Raw genomic sequence first — 20,971 nt, forward strand, 5'->3', positions numbered from 1 at the left:
AGCTTCCCACCCGCGGTTGTCGGACCCCCGGCGCAGACTGGGCGGCGTGCCGCAACCACCGACGCCCGCCACCGACCGCGGGGGGTGGCTGCGCCGGCTGGTCGGCTACTGCCTGCGGCACCGCGGCGACCTGGTCGGGGCCTTCGCCGCCGCGCTGGTCGGCTCGGTCATCGCCGCCGGCGTGCCCCTGGTGGTGCGCGAGGTCGTCGACGACGTGGTCGCCGGCGGCACCCGGTCGGTGGCGCCCTACGTCTGGCTGCTGGTGGTCGCCGGCTTCGTCCGGTTCGCCGCCGGCTTCACCCGCCGCTACCTGGCCGGCCGGCTGAGCCTGGACGTGCAGTACGACCTGCGCAACGACGTCGCCGTGGCGCTCTCCCGGCTCGACGGGCCCGGCCAGGACCGCACGCAGACCGGTCAGGTGGTGAGCCGGTCGATCTCCGACGTCACGCTCGTGCAGGGGCTGCTGGCCTTCCTGCCCAACCTGGCCGGCAACGCCCTGCTGTTCGTGGTGTCGATCGCGGTGATGGCCTGGCTGTCCCCGCTGCTGACCGTGGTCGCCCTCGCCGTCGGCCCGGCGCTGTGGTGGCTGGCCCTGCGCTCGCGGCGCGACCTGTTCCCCGCCAACTGGGCCGCCCAGCAGCAGGCCGGGGCGGTGGCCGGCGACGTCGAGGCCGCGGTGACCGGGGTGCGCGTGGTCAAGGGCTTCGGGCAGGAGGGCCGCGAGCTCGACCGGCTCGACGCCGGCGCCCGCCGGCTCTTCGGCGCCCGCATGCGCGTGGTCGCGTTCACGGCCCGCTACAACCCCGCGCTGCAGGCCGTACCCGCCCTCGGTCAGGTCGGGGTGCTCGCCCTCGGTGGCTGGCTGGCCCTGCGGGGCAGCATCTCCCTGGGCACGTTCCTGGCCTTCGCCACCTACCTGGCCGCGCTGGTCTCCCCGGTGCGCCAGCTGGCCGCGGTGCTGACCATCGGCCAGCAGGCCCGCGCCGGCGTCGAGCGGGTGCTGGAGATCGTCGACACCGAGCCGGAGCTGCGGTCGGGGCTCCGGCCGGTGCCCGACGGCCCGCTGTCCCTGGAGCTGGACGACGTGACCTTCGCCTTCGGCCGCGGGGGCGCCCCGGCGCTGTCCGGGGTGTCGCTGCAGGTCCGGCCCGGCGAGACGCTGGCCCTGGTGGGCACCGCGGGCTCCGGCAAGTCCGCCGTCGTCGGGCTGCTGCCCCGCTTCTACGACGTGGACGCCGGCCGGGTCCGCGTCGGCGGGGTCGACGTCCGCGAGCTGGACCTCGACGGGCTGCGGGGGGCGCTCGGGATCGTGCCCGAGGACAGCTTCCTGTTCTCCGACTCGGTGCGGGCCAACATCGCCTTCGCCCGGCCCGACGCCACCGACGCCGAGGTGCGGGCCGCGGCGCGGACCGCCCAGGCCGACGGCTTCATCCAGGAGCTGCCCGAGGGCTACGACACCGTGGTCGGCGAGCAGGGGCTGACCCTGTCAGGCGGGCAGCGGCAGCGGGTCGCCCTGGCGCGGGCCCTGCTCACCCACCCGCGGGTCCTGGTCCTCGACGACGCCACCTCGGCGGTCGACGCCACCGTCGAGGCACGCATCCAGGAGGCCCTGCAGCGGTCCGGCCCGCCCGACCGCACCACGCTCGTCGTCGCGCACCGCGCCTCGACGCTGGCGCTGGCCGACCGGGTGGCGGTGCTCGACGCCGGCCGGGTGGTCGACGTCGGCACCGTCGACGAGCTGGCCGAGCGGAGCCCGCTCTACCGGCTGCTGGTCTCGGGCCACGAGGACGGCCTGGCGGAGGCAGACGGGCACGCCGACGGGGACGGCCCCGCGGACCCGGCCCCGCCGCCCACGGCCCCGGTCGAGGTCACCGGGCCCGCGCCGGCGGGGGGCACCGACCCGGCGGCGTGGCCCCGGGTCGAGGGCGGCCCGGACGGCGACCGGCCGGTGCGGGGTGCGGCCAGCTCCATCGGCGGGCGCGGGTCGGCGATGGCCAACATGGCGGCCACCCCGGAGCTGCGGGCGCTGGTCGCCGCGCTGCCCGAGGCCGACGACGACCCCCGCGTGCCACCCGGGCGCGCCCGGGCCGCCGACCCCGGGTTCACCCTGGCCGGGTTGCTGCGCCCCTTCCGCTGGGTGCTGGCGCTGGCCCTGGTGCTCACCGCCGCCGACGCCGCCGCCCAGATCGCGGTGCCCGCGCTGGTCCGCAGCGGCATCGACCGCGGCGTGTCCGCCGACTCCCTCGCGGTCCTGCTGGTCATCAGCGCGCTGGCCCTCGCCGTCGTCGTGGCCGACTGGCTGGTCACGATCGGGGCGACCCGGTTGACCGGCAGCACCGGCGAGCGGCTGCTGTACACGCTGCGGGTCAAGACCTTCGCCCAGCTGCAGCGGCTGGGCCTGGACTACTACGAGCGCGAGCTCGGCGGCCGGATCATGACCCGGATGACCACCGACGTCGACGCGCTGTCGGCGTTCCTGCAGACCGGCCTGACCACCGCGGTGGTCAGCCTGCTCACCCTGGTCGGGGTGCTGGTGGCGCTCCTGCTGCTCGACGTGGAGCTCGCCCTGGTGCTGGTGGCCTTCCTGCCGGTGCTGGCCGTGGCGACCTGGTGGTTCCGCCGCCGGTCCGTGCCGGCCTACACCGAGGCCCGGGAGCGGGTCAGCGCGGTCAACGCCCGGCTGCAGGAGGACGTCGCCGGCGTCCGGGTCACCCAGGCCGCGGTGCGTACCCAGCGCTCGCTGCAGGTGTTCGCCGACCGGGCCCGGGCGTACCGCGACGTGCGGCTGCGGGCCCAGCGCTACATCGCCACCTACTTCCCGTTCGTGGAGTTCCTCTCCGAGCTGGCCGTCGCCGCCGTGCTGGTGGTCGGCGCGCAGCGGCTGTCCGCCGGGACGATCACCGCCGGCGTGCTGGTGGCCTTCCTGCTGTACGTGGGCACCTTCTTCTCCCCGGTCCAGTCGCTGTCCCAGGTGTTCGACAGCTACCAGCAGGCCGCGGTCGGCCTGCGCCGGCTGCGGGACCTGCTGCAGACGCCGACCTCGACCCCGCCGGCCGCCGACCCCGGGCCGGTCGGCCGGCTGCGCGGCGAGGTGCTGCTGGACGGGGTGACCTTCGCCTACCGGGGTGCGGCCACGCCGGCGCTGCGCGACGTCACGCTGCGCATCGCGCCCGGCGAGACGGTGGCCCTGGTCGGCGAGACCGGTGCGGGCAAGTCGACGGTCGTGAAGCTGATCGCCCGGTTCTACGACCCGACCGGTGGCGCGGTGCTCGTCGACGGGCGCGACCTGCGCACCCTGGACCTCGCCGGCTACCGCGCCCGGCTGGGGGTGGTGCCGCAGGAGGCGCACCTGTTCGACGGCACGGTGCGCGACGCCATCGCCTACGGCCGCCCGGGCGCCACCGACGCCGAGGTCGAGGCGGCCGCGCGGGCGGTGGGCGCGCACGAGGTGGTCGCGGCACTGCCCGAGGGCTACCGCACCCGGGTGGGGGAGCGGGGCCGGTCGCTGTCGGCCGGGCAGCGCCAGCTGCTCGCCCTGGCCCGCGCCGAGCTGGTCGACCCGGACGTGCTGCTGCTCGACGAGGCCACCGCATCCCTGGACCTGGCCTCGGAGGCCGCCGTCAACCGGGCGGCCGACGCCGTGACCGGGCGGCGCACCACGGTGGTGGTGGCCCACCGGCTGACCACGGCCGCCCGGGCCGACCGGGTGGTCGTCCTCGACCACGGCCGGGTGGTGCAGGTCGGCCCGCACGAGGAGCTGCGCCGGGTCGAGGGCCCCTACGCCGTGCTGTGGCGGTCCTACGCGGCCGACGCCCTCGTCGACTGAGCCTCCCCCCATGAGGTGTGCCACACCGGGTTGGCCGAGGTGCACCCGTCCGGTCGGACCCCGGCGCGCGAACGCCCGGTGATGAGCACCCGCCCGCCCGCGCAGCCCCTGACCTGGGCGACACCTGTGGACGGCCTGACGGGCAGACCACAGGCACGGCACCTAAAGTCCGGAGACGTGGCACTACCGGTGGACGAAGGCAGCTACCCGGACCCGTTGGCGACGGTCCGGTCCCTGCCGCGTGCCGGTACGCCGCTGGCCGAGGTCGTGGCCGCGCTGGACGCCCGCTACGACCCCGCGCTGGCCGAGGACTGGGACGCCGTCGGCCTGGTCTGCGGTGACCCCGCCGAGGCGGTGCGCTCGGTGCTGTTCGCCGTCGACCCCACCGACGCCGTCGTCGACGAGGCCATCGAGGCCGGCGTCGACCTGGTGGTCACCCACCACCCGCTGCTGCTGACCCCCGTGCACGGCGTGCCCGCCGACGACCCCAAGGGCCGGGTCGTGCACCGGCTCATCCGGGCCGGCATCGGCCTGTTCGTCGCGCACACCAACGCCGACCGCGCCGCCGACCACGGGGTCAACGACGCCCTGGCCGCTGCACTGGGCGTGGGCAACACCGTGCCGCTGGAGTCCGTCGGTGCCCCGCAGACCGACACCCTGGTCGTGTTCACCCCCGTCGAGGACAGCGACCGGCTGGTCGACGCGCTCAGCGCCGCCGGCGCCGGGGTGATCGGCGACTACACCCGGTGCGCCTGGCAGACCGTCGGCACCGGCACCTTCATCCCCGGCGACGAGGCCAACCCGGCCATCGGGTCCAACGGCCGGCTCGAGCGGGTCCCCGAGACCCGGCTGGAGATGGTCGTCCCGCGCGCCGCGCAGGCCGAGGTGCTGCGCGCCCTGCACGAGTGGCACCCCTACGAGGACCCGGGCTACGCGGTCTTCGAGAACTCCTCCACCCCGAGCCGGGCCGGGCTGGGCCGCCTCGGTGAGCTGGCGCACCCGATCACGCTGCGGGAGTTCGCCGAGCGCGCCGCGGCGGTGCTCCCGGCCACCGCCGCCGGGATCCGCGTGGCCGGCGACCCCGACCGCCTGGTGCGCACCGTGGCGGTGTGCGGCGGTAGCGGCGGGTCCCTCTACGGCACCGCCGCCTCCGCGGGCGCCGACGTGCTGCTCACCAGCGACGTCAAGCACCACCCGGCGGTGGACGCCATGGAGTCGCCCGGCCCCGCCATCTGCGAGGTCGCGCACTACGCCAGCGAGTGGCCGTGGCTGCCCGTGGCCGCCGACGTGCTGCACCGCGACCTGGGCGGCCGCGTCGAGGTCACCGTCTCCCGCCGGCGCACCGACGCCTGGACGCTGCACGTGCCCCAGCGCACCGAGGACGTCGCCGACCCCGGTGTCGGCCGCGGCGTCCGCGCGGCGGGCGAGCGGTCGGAGTCCTCGCAGGGCTGATCGGGTCCCTCGGCCGCGCGGGTAGGTTGGCCGGGTGCAGGCAGACCACTTCGACCAGCAGAAGCTGCTGGCCCTGGCCGCGGAGGACGTCGCGCTCGCGCAGCTCGCCCACCGCCGGCGGACCCTCCCCGAGAACGCCGCCGTCACCGCGGCCGAGGAGGCGCAGCGGACGCTGACCGCGGACGTCGTCCGGGCCGAGACCGAGGTCCGCGACCTCGACCGCGAGCAGAAGCGGCTCGAGACCGACGTCGACGGTGTCCGGGCCCGCGCCGACCGCGACCGGCAGCGGCTGGACTCCGGGACGGCGACGCCCAAGGAGATGACCAGCCTGCAGCAGGAGCTGGCCTCCCTGGCCCGCCGGCAGGGCGACCTGGAGGACCAGGTGCTCGAGCTGATGGAGCGCCGCGAGGCCGCCGACGAGGTGCTGGCCACCGCGCAGTCCGGGCTGGACGCCGCCCGCGCCGACCAGGCCACCGCCGAGCAGGCCCGCGACGCCGCCCTGGCCGAGATCGCCGAGGGCGAGCAGACCCACGGCGCCCAGCGCACCGAGGTCGCCGGCACGGTGCCCGAGCCGCTGCTGGCCCTCTACGAGCGGATCGCGAAGCAGACCGGTGGCACAGGTGCCGCGGCGCTGCACGCCCGGCGCTGCGAGGGCTGCCGGATCGAGCTGTACGGCACCGAGCTGGCCGCGGCCCGCAACGCCGACCCGCACACCGTCATCCGCTGCGAGAACTGCAACCGCATCCTGGTCCGCACCGCCGAGTCCGGGCTGTGACCCGGCGCCTCGTCGTGGAGGCCGACGGCGGGTCACGGGGCAACCCCGGCCCGGCCGGCTACGGCGCGCTGGTCCGGGACGCCGACACCGGCGACCTGCTGGCCGAGCGGGCGGCGTCGGTGGGCCGGGCGACGAACAACGTCGCCGAGTACGGCGGCCTCGTCGCCGGGCTGCAGGCCGCGCTGGGCATCGACCCGGACGCCGAGGTCGAGGTCCGGATGGACTCCAAGCTGGTCGTGGAGCAGATGTCGGGCCGCTGGCAGATCAAGCACCCGGACATGCGCAAGCTCGCCGTCCAGGCGCGGGAGATCGCCCAGCAGCTCGGCCGGGTGCGCTACACCTGGATCCCGCGGGCGCAGAACTCCGCCGCCGACGCGCTGGCCAACTCGGCGATGGACGGCAAGCCCGTGCACCGCGACGCCGGGCCCGCGCCGGTCGAGGTGGAGGCGGCCCCGCCGGCGGAGCCCGCGCCCGTCGTCACCACCCGCACGCTGCTGCTGCGCCACGGCCGCACCGCGCACACCCCCGAACGCCGGTTCAGCGGCAGCAGCGACCTGGACCTCTCCGACCTGGGCCGGGCCGACGCCGAGGCCGCCGCGCGGGCGCTGGCCGGCCGGGGCATCGAGGCGATCGTGTCCTCGCCGCTCAAGCGGTGCCGGCAGACCGCCGGAGCGGTCGCCGAGGTGCTGGACATGTCCATCGAGGTCGACCGCGACCTGCGCGAGCTGGACTTCGGCGCCTGGGAGGGCATGACCGGCGCCGAGGCGCTGGCGGCCAACCCGCTGGCGTTCCGGCGCTGGCGCAGCGCGCTCGACCTCCGGCCCCCGGGTGGCGAGTCGATCGCCGACGTCTCGGCGCGGGTGGCCGCGGCCCGGGCCCGCATCCTGGAGCGGCACGCCGGGAAGACGGTCCTGCTGGTCACCCACGTGACGCCGATCAAGCTGATGCTGGCCGCCGGCCTGGGCGTGGGGGACGAGATCGTGCACCGCGTCTTCCTGGAGGCCGCGAGCCTGAGCGAGGTGTCGTGGAGCACCGACGGCTCCAGCAGCGTCCGCCTGGTCAACGACACCTCCCACCTGCGTTGATCATCGGCGGGTGGCTGCCGGTCGCGGCGTGTCGGCCAGCCAGCTGCCGATGATCACCGCGGGTCGGGGCGCCAGCCCTGGCTCCGCAGGGCCTGCTCGGTGCGGGACACCACGGTCCTGGCCGTGAGGTGGCGGGCGGCGAACCGGAGCACGAGGTCGCCGGCTGCCGCCATGAGCGAGTAGCGGTCGACGTCGCGGCCGAACTGGGCCTCGTCGGCGTGCTGTCGGCCCTCGTACTCCATCCGCAACCGCCACCTGCGGTGGCCGAGGTCGCTTCGCGCCACCACGGCGCCGAACCGGTCGTGGGCAGGCACCTGCACCTCGGGGTCGGGCAGGTGGCTGTCGACGAGCCAGTACCGCATCAGGCTCTCCGGCCGGGACATCGCCTGCTCCGTCAGCACGGGTGCGCAGCAGCGTGCGCGGACCACGCCCCGCACCCGCCCGGCGCGGGCCAGGCGCGCAGCCAGCTCGTCGGCGGTCAGGTGGCCGGCACGCAGCAGGGCATCGCCGACGGCGACCAGCTCGGCCGGGGGCAGCACGGCGGACAGGTCCAGGAACGTCTGCGCACCCGAGGTCACGCGCAGGCCGGCCAGGTCGACGACGTCCGTGGGGTCGAGGCGGCGGGCGTGCACGACGAGGTCGGCCCGCTGCGGCAGCACCCGGCGCGGGGTCAGCGCGACGTGCGCGCGGGCCGGGAGGTCGAGGTGCGCGCCCAGGAGGTGGGCCGCGGTCGTGTGGCTGTAGGCGGCGTCCGCCGGCAGCACGGAGACCAGCACCCCCAGCCGCTCGCGGGCGTCGATCGCGTCGTCCAGCCGGACGACGAGGTCGTGGCTGATGCGCACGTAGCCGCCACCACGCAGCACCGACCGGCTCAGACCCGCGGCGCGGGCGGTGGCGAGGGTGAAGGTCGGCGGCAGCTGCATGCTGCGGACGGTCCCGCGGCAGGGGGCGACCTCGTGCGCAGCAGGGGGAACGGTGGACGCAGGTGCCCGGTGTGGACGGCGGCCAGCAGGGACCGCGCGGGTGTGCTGCGGCAACCCCCGCAGTTGATCATCGGCAGGTGGCCGGCCGACACGCGGCGGCCGCCAGCCACCCGACGATGATCAACGGGGGGGAGGGGCCTACAGGCGGCCGGCGTCGATGATGCGGCTGAGGAACTGGCGCGTCCTGGCCTCCACCGGGTCGCCGAGGACCTGGTCGGGCGGGCCGGACTCCAGGACGACGCCCCTGTCCAGGAAGCAGACGGTGTCGGCGACCTGCTTGGCGAAGCCCATCTCGTGGGTGGCCATCACGATGGTCATGCCCTGCTCGGCGACCTCGCGGACCAGCCGCAGCACCTCGCCCACCAGCTCGGGGTCCAGGGCCGAGGTGATCTCGTCCAGCAGCAGCACCCGGGGACGGACGGCGAGGGCCCGGGCGATGGCGACGCGCTGCTGCTGGCCGCCGGAGAGCCGGTCGGGGTACTCGCCGGACTTGTCGGCCAGCCCGATCCGCTCCAGCAGCCCGAGCGCCTCCTCGCGCGCCTCCGACCGCGACCGGCCGTGCACCCGCACCGGCGCCAGCGTCACGTTGTCCAGCACGGACAGGTGCGGGAACAGGTTGTAGGCCTGGAAGACCACGCCCAGCCGACGGCGGACGGCGTCGGCGTCCACCCGGGGGTCGGTGATGTCCTCGCCGTCGAGCAGCACCTGGCCGTCGTCGACGACCTCCAGCAGCGAGGCGCACCGCAGCAGCGTCGACTTGCCCGACCCCGAGCCGCCGATCAGCGCGACCACGCGGTGCTCGTCGACGGCGAGGTCCACCCCGCGCAGCACCACGTTCTCGCCGAACGCCTTGACCACGCCGCGGACGTCGAGGACGGCGCTCACAGGGTGCTCCCGCTCTGCTGGCGCCGGCGGGCCCGCGCGCTGACCGCGTCGGCGATCCGGGCCGTGGGCACGGCCAGCAGCACGAACAGCAGCCCGGCCACGACGTAGGGGGTGAAGTTGAAGGTCTGCCCCACGTAGATCTGTGCGGCCCGGACGGCGTCGATCGCCCCGAGCACCGAGATCAGGCCGACGTCCTTCTGCAGGGCGACGAAGTCGTTGAGCAGCGCCGGCGTCACGTTCCGCACCGCCTGCGGCAGCACCACGATCCGCATCATCTGCCGGTGGGTGAGCCCCAGCGACCGGGCGGCGGCCCGCTGCGAGGGGTGCACCGACTCGATGCCGGCGCGGAACACCTCGGCGACGTAGGCCGAGTAGGTGAGCACGATGGCCACCGTGCCCAGCACGAAGTAGGACGTGGGGATGCCCTGCAGCCGCAGGGCCGGCAACCCGAACCCGACCAGGTACAGGGTGATGATCAGCGGCATGCCCCGGAACAGGTCGACGTAGGCCGTCGCCAGGAAGCGCAGCGGGGCGAACGCCGGCCCGCGCAGCGTGCGCAGCGCCGCGATGCCCAACCCCAGGACGACGACGCACACCGCGGCGATCAGCAGCACCTGCACGTTCAACCAGAGCCCGCGCAGGATCGACGGGAAGGAGTCGCGCGCGACCTCCAGGGAGAAGAACGTCGTCTGCACCCGCGGCCAGCCGGGGGAGCTGGTGACGACGAGGTAGGCGACGACGGCGAACACCAGCGTCGAGACGAGCGCGACGAGGGTCGACCGCCGCGACCGGCGGGCCCGGTGGGCCCGCCGGTCCAGCTCCAGCGCGCTCGGCGCGGGCAGCGTCAGGTCGGGCTCAGTTCAGGACGGGCGCGTCGGCGGCCTCGGACAGCCACTGCTCCTGCAGTGCGGCCAGGGTGCCGTCGGAGTCCAGCGCGTCGACGGCCTGGGTCACGCAGTCGGTCAGCGGGGAGTCCTTGGCCAGCAGCAGGCCGTACTCGTCGCCGCCGGTCGAGCCCTCGAGCTGGCCCACGACGACGCCGTCGTCCAGCTCGGCGCCGGTGATGTAGAAGGCGGTGGGCAGGTCGACCACGATGGCGTCGACCTGGCCGTTCTGCAGCGCCAGCTTGGCGTCGTCGTTGGTGTTGAACACGACCGGGCCGGCGTCGGGGGCGATCTGGTCGGTGAGCGCGGTCAGGCTGGTGGTGGCCACCTGGGCGCCGATCCGCAGGCCCTTGAGGTCGGCGATCGAGGTCGCGCCCGCGGCCGGCGAGCCCGCGGTGGTGATCACGGCCTGGGTGGCGGTGTAGTACGGCGAGGAGAAGTCGACGGCCTGGCGGCGCTCGTCGGTGATGGTGAACTGGTTGATGTCGACGTCGAAGTCCTTGTCGCCCGGGGTGATGGCGGCGTTGAACTGGACCGACGTCCACTCCACCTGGTCGCGGTCGTAGCCCAGCTGCTCGGCCACCGCGTAGGCCACGGCGGACTCGTAGCCCTCGCCGTTGGTGGGGTCGTCGTCGACGAACCAGGGCTCGTAGGCCGGGGTGTCGGTGGCGATGGTCAGCGTGTCCGAGGCGACGGTGGGCAGGTCCTCGGGCGTGCAGGACCCGCCGCCGGACGAGCCGGACGCGGCCGAGCCGGTCGAGGACTCCTGCGGGGCGCACGCGGACACCGCGAGGGCGGCGGTGGCGAGCACGGCGAGGGCGAGGGGACGACGGCGCACGGTGGGTCCTTGGGTTCGCGCCGGATGGGGGCCGGGGGATCGTAAGGGCAGCCTGGTCACAGCGGAGTCACGGCGACGGGGGATCATCGTCACCGTGACCGCTGCAGCAGCCCCGGCCGTGACCGGCGACGAGCGCACCCTGACCCCCGCGCAGTACGAGGAGTGGGCCGCCGAGGTCCGCCGGCTCGCCGACGAGCGCGGCGCGGTCGTCCTGGCGCACAACTACCAGGTGCCCGAGATCCAGGACGTCGCCCACCACACCGGCGACTCCCTCTACCTGTCCCGGGTGGCCGCGCAGACCGACGCCCGCGAGATCGTGTTCTGCGGCGTCCACTTCATGGCCGAGACGGCGAAGATCCTCTCCCCGGACAAGACCGTCCTGCTGCCCGACCACGACGCCGGCTGCTCGCTGGCCGACTCGATCACCGCCGAGCAGCTGCGCGAGTGGAAGGCCGAGCACCCCGGCGCGGTGGTGGTCAGCTACGTCAACACCACCGCGGCGGTGAAGGCCGAGACCGACGTCTGCTGCACGTCCTCCAACGCCGCCGACGTCGTCCGGTCGATCCCCGAGGACCGCGAGATCCTGTTCTGCCCCGACCAGTTCCTCGGCGCGCACGTCAAGCGGGTCACCGGCCGGGAGAACATCCGGATCTGGGCGGGGGAGTGCCACGTGCACGCGGGCATCTCGCCGTCCGACGTCCGGTCGCAGATCGCCGCGCACCCCGACGCCGAGATCCTGGTGCACCCGGAGTGCGGCTGCACCACCTCGGTGCTGGACCTGGTCAGCAACGGCGACCTGCCCGCCGAGCGCACCCGGGTGCTGTCCACCGGTGGCATGGCCGAGGCCGCCGCCGCCACCCGTGCCGGGCAGGTGCTGGTGGCCACCGAGGTCGGCATCCTGCACCAGCTGCGGGCGCTGAACTCCGGCACGCAGTTCATCCCGATGAACGACCGCGCCGCCTGCCGCTACATGAAGATGATCACGCCGGAGAAGCTGCTGCGGACCCTGCAGACCGGCCAGGGCGCGATCGAGGTCCCGGGCGACGTCGCCGCGCGGGCCCGCCGCGCCGTCGAGGCCATGATCGCCATCGGCGAGCCCGGCCGCGGCGGGGAGTGACGCGGGGGTCCCGGGCGGTCAGACCTGCAGGGCCGCCCAGAGCGCGACGGTGGCCAGCACCAGGGTCAGCGGCACCGTGGCCAGGCCGACCAGGCTGAACCGGGCCGCGCTCGGCGAGGGCTCACCGGTGGCGGCGAACACCCGCCGCCACAGCAGGTTGGCCAGCGATCCCACGTAGGTCAGGTTGGGCCCGACGTTCACCCCGATGAGCACCGCGAGCAGCGTCGGGGTCCCGCCCGCCGCGGCCGCCGGGAGCAGGGCCAGGGTGGCCGGGAGGTTGTTGAGCAGGTTGGCCACCACCGCGGCGACGGCGGCCACGCCGAGCAGGGCCAGCAGGTCGTCGCCCGCCGGCAGGACGGCGGTGAGCAGCCGCTCCAGGCCGTTGACCTGCAGGGCCAGCACCACCACGGCCAGCCCGAACACGAACAGCGCGAAGGGCAGGTTGGCCGCGCGCAGCAGCTCGACCGGCCGGGTGGTGCGCCGGGCCAGCTGCTTGCCGGCGAGCACCAGCACCCCGGCCAGTGCGGGCCAGACGGGCGCGACGTCGGTCAGCGACGCCACGCCGAACCCCACGACGGTGAGCCCCACGACGACCAGCGCCAGCACCGGCGGCGGCGGCACGTCGCGGACCGGCTCGCCGACCTGCACCCGCAGGTCGGCGCGGAACAGCCGGCGCAGCACCAGGTACTCCACCAGCACCGCGACCACCCAGGGCGCGGCCATCAGCGCGGTGAAGTGCAGGAAGGTGAGCCCGGTGGCGGCGAAGGCCAGCAGGTTGGTCAGGTTCGACACCGGCATGAGCAGCGACGCCGAGTTCGACAGGTGGCCCGCGGCGTAGGCGTGCGGCCGGGCCGGCACCCGCATCCGGGCCGCGGTGGCCAGCACCACCGGGGTCAGCAGGACGACGGTGGCGTCCAGCGACAGCACCGCGGTGACCACGGCCGACAGCGCGACGACCCGGACCAGCAGGCCCTGCGGCGAGCGGCCGGCGCGGCGGGCGGTGACCGCGGCCGACCAGCTGAACAGGCCCTCGCGGTCGGCGAGGTCGCTCAGCAGCAGGATGACCACGAGGAAGCCGACGGTGGGCGCGACCTCGAGCACCGTGTCCCAGGCCTGCGACCAGGTCACGAAGCCCAGGGCGGCGACGAGCAGCCCGCCGGGGACGGCGACAGCGGCGCCGGGCAGCTTCGGGGCGTCGACCACGGCGGCGGCGAGCGCGCCCAGCAGCAGCACCCCGGCGACGACCAGGGCGAGGACGTCGACGGTCATGCGCGCAGGAAGAGGTAGACGGCGACCGCGATGCCGAAGACCACGATGAACACCCGCAGCGGGGTGCTCGGGATGCGGCTGGCCAGCTTCGCCCCCAGGAAGCCGCCGGCCAGCGCGGCCGGGGCGCAGACCGCGACCAGCAGCCAGTCGACCGGCCCGAAGATGCCGAAGACGACGACGGTCGTGCTGGCGGTGACCAGCGCGAGCAGGCTCTTGATCGCGTTCGCCAGCTTCAGCCGGCCCAGCCCGAGGGCGAGGACGGCGGTGAGGATCACGCCCAGCGCCCCGCCGAAGTAGCCGCCGTACACGCAGGCCAGCAGCACGACGACGTAGAGCCAGAGCGGGTCGCGGCGCTCGCCGTCGGTCTCGTTGGCCTGCAGCCTCTTGGTGAGCAGCGGTTGCAGCCCGATGAGCAGGCTGGCCAGCAGCACCAGCACGGGGACGACGGTGTCGAAGGCCGAGCTCGGCGTGGTGAGCAGCAGGATGCTGCCCGCCGTCCCGCCCACGACCGCGACCAGCGACAGCGCGACCAGCCGGGTGCGCTGGCCGCGGTAGTGGTCGCGGAAGCCGACCACCGCGCCCAGGTAGCCCGGCCACTGCGCGACCGAGTTGGTCACGTTCGCCGCGACGGTCGGCAGCCCGAGGGCCACGAGGGTGGGGAACAGGATCAGCGACCCGCCCCCGGCGATCGAGTTGATCGCCCCGGCGACGAGGGCGACCCCGGCCGCGATCAGGAGGTCGGCGACGGGCACGAGCCGGGAGACTACGGTCCGCCGCTGTGCCGCACCTCCCGGACGCGCCCCGGGTCAGTCCAGGAACCCGTAGTCGGGCAGCTTGAAGGTCCGCCCGGAGTTGGCCCCGGTCAGGTCCTGGTCCCGGTTCCCGACGTTGGCCACGACGGTGAAGCCCTCCGCGGCGCGGGCTGCGCGGCAGTTCTCCTTCGACGTCTGACCGGTGACGGCCGCGTCGCGGAAGCAGATGCCGTCGACGACGTACCCGGCCCGGGCCAGCTGGTCGGCTGTCCCGCCGGTGTCGGGTGCCCGGCCGGTCACCACGAAGACCGCGAACCCGTCGGCACGGGCCCGCTGCGCGAACTGCAGGACGGCGGGGGTGGCGGCGAAGGGCTGGTAGTAGCTCTGCAGCGCGGTGTTGTCGACGTCCAGCACGATCGCCGGCCGGGCGGCCACCCCGACCTGGGTGTCCAGGAAGTCGAGCCCTCCGGCCATCGCCTGCTCGACGTCGGCCAGCCACTGCGCCTGGGTCGGCCGGGCCGGCGCGGGGTCCGGGGGAGGGGCGCTGGTCGTCGTCCCGGACACCGCGAGGTCGTCGACCGACACGGTGACCGCCGCCGCGGCGCCACCGCTGAGGTAGTGGCTCACCGCGACCGCTCCCGGGCCCTGCAGCCCCGCCGTTCCGTCGGTGGCCGTGAGGGTCCAGGCGGCGGGTTCGGCGACGGCGGCGGGCCAGGCGCGCGCCCGCACGGTGCTCGGCCCGGTGCCGGTGGCCTGGACCCGCAGCCGGACCTGGTCGCCCGCGGCCACCGACCAGGGCAGGCGGGCCCAGGTCAGCACGGTCGACCCGCTGTTGAGGTAGAGGGTCGCGACGCCCGAGGAGGCGACCACGACCCGGCCGGCGTACCCGCCGGCGGAGCCCTGCCGCACGAGCAGGCTCGTGTAGGACGACCCCGACGACGGCAGCTGCGACACCGACAGGGTGAGGACGGCGTCGGTGTCGGTGCCCGAGACCGCGCCCAGCGTCGCGGTGAGGGTGCGCCCGGGGGTGCTGGTGAGCCGGCCGCGTGCGCCGTCGACGGCGGTGCCGGTGCTGCTGGACACGCTCCACGCGCCGCCCTGGTCGGCGGTGCCCCAGCCGGCGGGCACCGACCGGCCGAACGAGTCGGCCGCGGTCGTGGCCGACGGCGGCGGGGGTGGTGGTGGCGCGGTCACCGTGACGTCCCGCGTGGTGGACGCGGTGGCCCCGTCGTCGTCGGTCACCGTGAGCTGCACGCGGTAGGTGCCCGCGGCGGCGTAGGTCCGGGTGGTCGTCGGCCCGGCCGAGGTCGTGCCGTCCCCGAGGTCCCAGCTCCACGCCACCACGGTGCCGTCGGCGTCGGTGGACGGGCCGGCGTCGGCGGTCACCGTGAGCCCGTCCGTGGCGGCGGTGAAGGCCGCGGTGGGGGGCGCGTTGGGCGGCGGCGCGGTCGCGGTGGTGGTCACCACGAGGTCGTCGAAGCCGACCGGCAGCGTCCCGGTGGCCGCGCTGCTGAGGTAGTGGACGAGACCGGGGGGACCGGGCGCCTGCAGCGCGCTCGAGGAGTCCGTCGCGGTCACCTGCCACGCGGTGGGCTCGGCCGACGCGGCGGGCCAGGTGCGGGCGCGCAGCGCGGTGGGGCCGGTGCCGGTCACCTCGACCCGCAGCTGCAGCGGGACGTCGGGGGCGACGGTCCACGGCAGCCGGGCGGTGGCCAGGGTGGCGCTGCCCGCCATGAGCTGCACCATGACCGACCCCGTCGAGCCGATGACCAGGCGGCCCTGGTAGGTCGTGCTGCCCACCCGGCGGCCGACGAGCCCGGGGTAGACCGAGGTCCCGGGTGCCGGCAGCCGCGGCAGCACCAGGGTGGCGGTCGCCCCGGTGTCCGTGGCGGAGACCGACGGCAGGACCGCGGTCAGGGTCTGCCCCGGGGCCGGGCTGAGCGCCGCGCGACCCCCGCCCACGGCGTAGGAGCCGGCCGCCCCGGAGGTGCTCCACGCCCCGCCCTGGTCGGCGGTGCCGAGACCGGCGGTGACGGTGCGCCCGAAGGCGTCGGCGGCCAGCACCTGGCGGTCGGCGGCCGACGCCGGCGCCGGGACGGCCAGCAGGCCGGCGAGGACGACGGCGACGACGGCGACGAGCGGCCAGGCGCCGCGGGTGCGGGTGGTGGAAGGCATCGAGGACCTCCTCCGGTGGCGCGGGTGGCGGCACGCTAGACCCGGCGGGCACCGGCGCGGAAGGGGGTGACGCACACCACTGCCGACCCAGCGGCGCTTCCGCAGGTCCACAGGCGGAGATGTGGTTGACCGCCGCACCGGTCGGGCATGGGGAGCGCCATGCGCAAGTGGTGGCCGCTGGTCGCGGTCTGTGCCGGCACGTTCATGCTGCTCATCGACGTGACGATCGTGAACGTCGCGCTCCCCGACATCGCCACGTCGCTGGGGACGTCGTTCGACCAGCTCCAGTGGGTGGTCGACATCTACGCCCTGGCGCTGGCCGCGCTGGTGCTGGGCGCCGGGTCGCTGGCCGACCTCTACGGCCGCCGGCGGCTCTACCTCGCCGGGCTGGTCCTGTTCGCGCTCAGCTCGCTGGCCTGCGGGCTGGCGCCGAACGCCGAGCTGCTCATCGTGGCCCGCGCCGTGCAGGGCATCGGCGCGGCGGCCATGTTCAGCACCACCATCGCGCTGCTCAACGCGATCTACCGGGGCCGCGACCGCGGCACCGCCTTCGGCATCTGGGGTGCCGTGGTCGGCGCGGCCGCCGCGGCGGGCCCCATCCTGGGCGGCCTGCTCACCGGGGTGTCCTGGCGGTGGATCTTCCTGGTCAACCTGCCGGTCAGCCTGTTCGCGGTCCTGCTGACCCTCAAGGTGGTGGAGGAGTCCAAGCAGTCCGGCGCCCCGCACCCCGACGTCCCCGGCATCGCCACGTTCACCCTCGGCGCGGGCGCCGTCGTCTACGGCCTGGTCGAGGCCGCGGCCAACGGCTGGTCGGAGGTCGGTTCGTGGGCCCCCATCGCGGCCGGCGTCGTCGTCCTCGTCGGCTGGGTGCTGCTGGAGCTGCGCCGCCGGGCCCCGATGCTGGACCTCCGGCTGTTCCGCACCAGCCGGTTCACCGGGATCATGCTCGGCTCGCTGCTGCTCAACCTGGCCGCCTTCGCCAGCAGCATCTACCTGTCGCTGTGGCTGCAGTCCATCCTCGGCCTGAGCCCGCTGCAGGCCGGTCTGGTCTTCATCCCCTTGTCGCTGGTCAGCTTCGTGACCGCCGCCGTGGTCGGGAAGACCCTCACCGACCGCTCGCCGCGCGTCGTGCTGGGCGTGGGCCTCGCCCTGGTCGGCGCCGGCGGACTGCTCATGGCACGGGTCGACGGCGGCGCCAGCTGGGGCATCCTCGTGCCGGGCCTGGCCGTGCTCGGCCTCGGGGTCGGCATCTGCAACCCGGTGGTCACCTCCGCGGCGCTGGCCTCGGTGCCCCGCGAGCGCAGCGGGATGGCGTCGGGTGCGGTCAACACCTTCCGCCAGCTCGGGTTCGCCGTCGGCGTCGCCGTCCTCGGGTCGGTGTTCGCCGCCGGGACCACCCGCGCACTGACCGACGGCGGCGCGCCGGACCCGGCCGGCACCGAGGCGGCGCTCTCGGGCGGGCAGGCGCAGGCGATCATCGGCCAGGCGCCGGCCGAGTCCCGCGGGGCCCTCACCCAGCTGCTGTCGGCCGCCTACGCCGACGGGCTGCGCGACGTCCTGCTGGTGTCGGGGGCCGCCGGGCTGGTCGGCGCGCTGCTGGTCGTGCTGCTGGTCCGCGGCCCCGTGCCGCAGACCGACGGCCCGCCCGCGGAGCAGGCCGAGCCCGCCGAGGGGGAGCGGCGCGGTCGGCACGAGGCGCCGGGCGAGCACGACGGCGGCCGCCACGCGGCGCCGCGGACCCCGGACCACCTGCGCACCGAGGACGCCGAACCGGTCCGCTGAGGCCGGCGCGGGGCAGGATGGCGGCCGTGCGCGACGTCGTCCTGGTCCACGGTGCCTGGCACGGTGCCTGGTGCTGGCGCCGGGTGCTGCCCCTGCTGGCGGCCGGCGGGGCGCGGGCGGTGACCGTCTCGCTGACCGGCGTGGGGGAGAAGGCCCACCTGCTCGGCTCGCAGGTGCGCCTGGCCACCCACGTCGAGGACGTCGTCGCCGTCGTCCGCGCCGAGGAGTGCTCCGGCGCCGTGCTGGTAGGGCACAGCTACGGCGGCGTCCCGGTCACCGGCGCGGCCGACCTGCTCGGCGACGCGGTGGGTCCGCTGGTCTACGTCGACGCCGTCGTCCCCGCCCCGGGGGAGTGCTGGTCCTCCCTCAGCCCGCCCGAGGTGCAGGCCTCCCGCCGGGAGCTGATCGCCGCGACCGGGGCGCTGCCCCCGCCGCCGGCGTCGGCGTTCGGCCTCACCGGCGCCGACGCGGCCTGGGTCGACCGGCGGCAGACCGCACACCCCGGCGGGGTCTACGACGACCCGCTGCACTTCGACGCCGACCGGTGGGCGGCCCGCCGGCGCACGTACCTGGACTGCACCGACCCGCCCCTGGCCAGCATCGACCCCTCGCGCGCCCGGGTGCGCGGGCAGCAGGGGTGGGAGGTCGTGCAGCTGGCCACCGGCCACGACCCGATGGTCAGCGACCCGGCGGCGCTGGCGGAGCAGCTGCTCCGCGTCGCGGCCGGCTGAGCCCCGGTCCAGACTCGGCCGCATGCCGGCCCCGTTCCCCACCGACTGGTCCCGAGCGCTCGTCGTCGCCGCGCACCCCGACGACGTCGAGTACGGCGTCGCGGCCGCGGTGGCGGTGTGGACCGCGGCCGGCAAGGAGGTGCGCTACCTGCTGGCCACCCGGGGTGAGGCCGGCATCGCCGGGGTGCCACCCGCCGAGGCCGGTCCGCTGCGCGAGGAGGAGGAGCGGCGCTCGGCCGCCGTCGTCGGCGTCGCCGAGGTCGAGTTCCTCGACCACCGCGACGGCACGCTGGTCGAGGGCCCCGGCCTGCGCGCGGACCTGGCGGCGGCGATCCGCCGGCACCGACCGGACCTCGTGGTCACGCTGCACGGCGGGGACACCTGGACGACGCCCGACGTCACCCCGGCCGCGTGGAACTCCGCCGACCACCGGGCGCTGTCCCGGTCGGTGCTCGACGCCGTCGCCGACGCCGCCAACGAGTGGATCTTCCCCGACCTGCCGGGTGAGCCCTGGTCGGGCACGCAGTACGTGGCGGTGCAGACGATCGGCGAGCCACCGCACGCCGTCGACGTCGCCGACGGCGTCGAGGCAGCGGTGGCGTCGCTGACCGAGCACCGCCGCTACCTCGAGGTGCTCGACCCCGGCACGCCCGTCGAGGAGCAGGCCCGCCGGGTGGTCGACCAGGCCACGCTCACCGAGGACGGCGCACGGCGGGTCGGCTTCCGGCTGTTCTGGGGCTGAGCCGCCTCAGCCGCCTCGGCCGCCTCAGCCGCCGGCCAGCTGGTCGCGCACCGACCGGGGTGCGCGGCCGAGCAGCTCGCCCAGCAGCGGGTCGGTGCCGGCGAACAGGCCCGCCGCGGCGGCCTCGTACATGCCGAGGGTGAACCGGGCGACGAACTCGGGCCGGCCGGCGGCCAGCTGGTCGGCCAGCCAGGCGTCGGCACCGACCACCGCGAGCTCCACGGGCCGACCGCTCACCTCGGCGGCCAGGGCCGCGACCTCGGCGAAGGTCGGCGCGTCCGGCGCGGTGAGGGTGACCGGGCCCTCGAACCGGCCGTCGGAGAGCAGGACCACCGCGGCCGCCTCGGCGGCGTCCTCGCGCGCGGTCCACGAGACGGGGCCGTCGACCGGCACGGTGACCCGGCCGGTGTCCCGCCAGGGCCCGGCGAGCCAGTCGAGGCTGTGCGCGTAGAAGCCGTTGCGCAGCGACGTCCACGGCAGCCCCGAGTCGGCGAGCGCCTGCTCGGTGCTGCGGTGCACCCGGGCGGGCGCGAAGGGGGAGACGTCGGCGGCCCCCTGGTGGCTGGTGTAGAGCACCCGGCCCACCCCGGCGTCGACCGCGGCCCGCACGGCGGCGGTGTGCAGGGCCACCGCGTCGGCACCCGGGTCGTTGGAGGAGACGAGCAGCAGCTGGTCGGCGCCGGCGAACGCGGTCCGCATCGCGCCCGGGTCGTCGTAGCTGGCCTGCCGGACCTCGACGCCGCGGTCGGCGAACCGCTGCGCACGGGCCGGGTCGCGGACCACGACGACGACGTCGCCGGCGGGTACCCGGTCGAGCAGGTGGTCGACGGTCGCCCCGTTGAGTGCGCCGGTGGCCCCGGTGACGGTGATCATGCTGTCTCCTCGTAACGTCGCTACCTCGTTGTTGGTAACGACGCTAACAGGACGAGCGGAACGGCGCTATCGTCGCGGCATGACCGCCGGCACCCGTCCCCGCGCCGACACCCGGGACGCCATCGTGGCCGCCGCGGCGGACCTGCTCGGTGCCGCCGGGACCGACGCGGTCACCACCCGCGCGGTCGCCGACGCCGCCGGGGTGCAGGCGCCCGCGATCTACCGCCTGTTCGGCGACAAGGACGGCCTGCTCGAGGCCGTCGTCGAGCACGAGCTCGCCGCGCACGTGGCCGCGAAGGCGCGCGCGGTCCGCGACGCCGACGGCAGCGGCGTGGACCCCGTCGAGGACCTGCGGGCCGGCTGGCGCAGCCAGGTGGAGTTCGGCCTGGCGCACCCCGCGGTGTTCGCCCTGCTCAGCGACCCCGTCCGCGCGCCACGCTCGGCGGCGGCCCGGGCCGGTCGGGCGGTGCTCGCCGAGCGGGTGCACCGGGTCGCCCGCGCCGGGCGGCTCCGGGTGGCCGAGGAGCACGCCGCCGAGCTGGTGCACGCCGCCGGCACCGGCCTGGTGATGTCGCTGCTCGCGGCGCCCCCCGGCGAGCGGGACGGCGGCCTGGTCGACACGATGCTGGACGCGGTGCTCGCCGTCGTCCTGGTCGGGGCCCCGGCGGACGGCGAGACCGGCGTGGTGCCGGCCGCGACCCTGCTGCGTGCCCGGGCCGACGACCTCGACGAGCTGACGTCGGCGGAGCGGTCGTTGCTGGTCGAGTGGCTCGACCGGGTGGTCGCCGGCCGGCGCTGACCG

The 20,971-nt window shown here is 75.8% G+C and carries 17 protein-coding genes; 9 read left to right on the forward strand and 8 right to left on the reverse strand.

What is annotated here, in order from left to right; all coding sequences use genetic code 11:
• Positions 1-46 precede the first annotated feature (46 nt).
• The 4 genes from BLT39_RS23330 (at position 47) to BLT39_RS13250 (ending at position 7,138) form a co-directional block, all read left to right on the forward strand.
• Positions 47-3,826 carry an ABC transporter ATP-binding protein gene (locus BLT39_RS23330; RefSeq protein WP_278246983.1) on the forward strand — a complete coding sequence of 1,260 codons (3,780 nt, stop codon included), beginning with the start codon at positions 47-49 and terminating at the stop codon, positions 3,824-3,826.
• Positions 3,827-4,003: 177 nt separating this feature from the next.
• On the forward strand, positions 4,004-5,278 hold the full coding sequence (locus BLT39_RS13240) for a Nif3-like dinuclear metal center hexameric protein (RefSeq protein WP_242658379.1): 1,275 nt from the start codon (positions 4,004-4,006) through the stop codon (positions 5,276-5,278).
• Positions 5,279-5,312: 34 nt separating this feature from the next.
• Positions 5,313-6,053, forward strand: a complete 741-nt coding sequence (locus BLT39_RS13245; protein WP_091063891.1) for a zinc ribbon domain-containing protein — start codon at positions 5,313-5,315, stop codon at positions 6,051-6,053.
• A complete protein-coding gene (locus BLT39_RS13250) occupies positions 6,050-7,138 on the forward strand; it encodes a bifunctional RNase H/acid phosphatase (protein ID WP_091063894.1) in 1,089 nt (362 codons plus the stop codon). The genes BLT39_RS13245 and BLT39_RS13250 overlap by 4 nt, the downstream gene beginning before the upstream one ends.
• A 53-nt stretch (positions 7,139-7,191) precedes the next feature.
• Here BLT39_RS13250 and BLT39_RS13255 read toward each other — a convergent pair whose 3' ends face one another.
• The 4 genes from BLT39_RS13255 to BLT39_RS13270 form a co-directional block, all read right to left on the reverse strand.
• Positions 7,192-8,061, reverse strand: a complete 870-nt coding sequence (locus BLT39_RS13255; protein ID WP_242658380.1) for a hypothetical protein — start codon at positions 8,059-8,061, stop codon at positions 7,192-7,194.
• Positions 8,062-8,259: 198 nt separating this feature from the next.
• Positions 8,260-9,006 carry an amino acid ABC transporter ATP-binding protein gene (locus BLT39_RS13260; protein WP_091063897.1) on the reverse strand — a complete coding sequence of 249 codons (747 nt, stop codon included), beginning with the start codon at positions 9,004-9,006 and terminating at the stop codon, positions 8,260-8,262.
• Positions 9,003-9,755: an amino acid ABC transporter permease gene (locus BLT39_RS13265; RefSeq protein WP_207507946.1), complete on the reverse strand. Its 753-nt coding sequence runs from the start codon at positions 9,753-9,755 to the stop codon at positions 9,003-9,005. Before BLT39_RS13265 ends, BLT39_RS13260 begins: the two co-directional genes overlap by 4 nt.
• Before the next feature lie 106 nt (positions 9,756-9,861).
• Positions 9,862-10,728, reverse strand: a complete 867-nt coding sequence (locus BLT39_RS13270) for an ABC transporter substrate-binding protein (protein WP_207507948.1) — start codon at positions 10,726-10,728, stop codon at positions 9,862-9,864.
• 94 nt (positions 10,729-10,822) lie between these two features.
• On the opposite strand from BLT39_RS13270, the gene nadA reads away from it, so the two are divergent.
• Complete coding sequence (nadA, locus tag BLT39_RS13275; protein ID WP_242658381.1) at positions 10,823-11,845, forward strand: quinolinate synthase NadA; 1,023 nt, start codon at positions 10,823-10,825, stop codon at positions 11,843-11,845.
• A gap of 18 nt (positions 11,846-11,863) precedes the next feature.
• On the opposite strand, the gene BLT39_RS13280 is transcribed toward nadA, so the two are convergent.
• The 3 genes from BLT39_RS13280 to BLT39_RS13290 are packed head-to-tail and all read right to left on the reverse strand — an operon-like array spanning position 11,864 to position 16,041.
• On the reverse strand, positions 11,864-13,114 hold the full coding sequence (locus tag BLT39_RS13280) for an SLC13 family permease (protein WP_091063910.1): 1,251 nt from the start codon (positions 13,112-13,114) through the stop codon (positions 11,864-11,866).
• Positions 13,111-13,866 (reverse strand): sulfite exporter TauE/SafE family protein, encoded by a 756-nt coding sequence (locus BLT39_RS13285; protein ID WP_091063912.1) that lies wholly within the window; start codon positions 13,864-13,866, stop codon positions 13,111-13,113. The genes BLT39_RS13280 and BLT39_RS13285 overlap by 4 nt, the downstream gene beginning before the upstream one ends.
• A gap of 54 nt (positions 13,867-13,920) precedes the next feature.
• The gene (locus BLT39_RS13290) at positions 13,921-16,041 is read right to left on the reverse strand and encodes a PKD domain-containing protein (protein ID WP_091063915.1); all 2,121 of its coding nucleotides are present in this window, start codon (positions 16,039-16,041) and stop codon (positions 13,921-13,923) included.
• Between the two features lie 159 nt (positions 16,042-16,200).
• Here BLT39_RS13290 and BLT39_RS13295 point away from each other — a divergent pair, with 159 nt between their 5' ends.
• The 3 genes from BLT39_RS13295 to BLT39_RS13305 are packed head-to-tail and all read left to right on the forward strand — an operon-like array spanning position 16,201 to position 19,296.
• On the forward strand, positions 16,201-17,823 hold the full coding sequence (locus tag BLT39_RS13295; RefSeq protein ID WP_091063917.1) for an MFS transporter: 1,623 nt from the start codon (positions 16,201-16,203) through the stop codon (positions 17,821-17,823).
• Positions 17,824-17,840: 17 nt separating this feature from the next.
• A complete protein-coding gene (locus BLT39_RS13300; protein ID WP_423221489.1) occupies positions 17,841-18,554 on the forward strand; it encodes an alpha/beta fold hydrolase in 714 nt (237 codons plus the stop codon).
• Between the two features lie 22 nt (positions 18,555-18,576).
• A complete protein-coding gene (locus BLT39_RS13305; RefSeq protein WP_091063923.1) occupies positions 18,577-19,296 on the forward strand; it encodes a PIG-L deacetylase family protein in 720 nt (239 codons plus the stop codon).
• Positions 19,297-19,320: 24 nt separating this feature from the next.
• On the opposite strand, the gene BLT39_RS13310 is transcribed toward BLT39_RS13305, so the two are convergent.
• On the reverse strand, positions 19,321-20,169 hold the full coding sequence (locus tag BLT39_RS13310) for an NmrA family NAD(P)-binding protein (protein ID WP_091063929.1): 849 nt from the start codon (positions 20,167-20,169) through the stop codon (positions 19,321-19,323).
• 79 nt (positions 20,170-20,248) lie between these two features.
• Here BLT39_RS13310 and BLT39_RS13315 point away from each other — a divergent pair, with 79 nt between their 5' ends.
• Positions 20,249-20,968 (forward strand): TetR/AcrR family transcriptional regulator, encoded by a 720-nt coding sequence (locus BLT39_RS13315; protein WP_091063934.1) that lies wholly within the window; start codon positions 20,249-20,251, stop codon positions 20,966-20,968.
• The last annotated feature ends 3 nt before the right edge of the window (positions 20,969-20,971 follow it).

Source organism: Klenkia brasiliensis (assembly GCF_900100695.1).
Lineage (GTDB): Bacteria > Actinomycetota > Actinomycetes > Mycobacteriales > Geodermatophilaceae > Klenkia > Klenkia brasiliensis.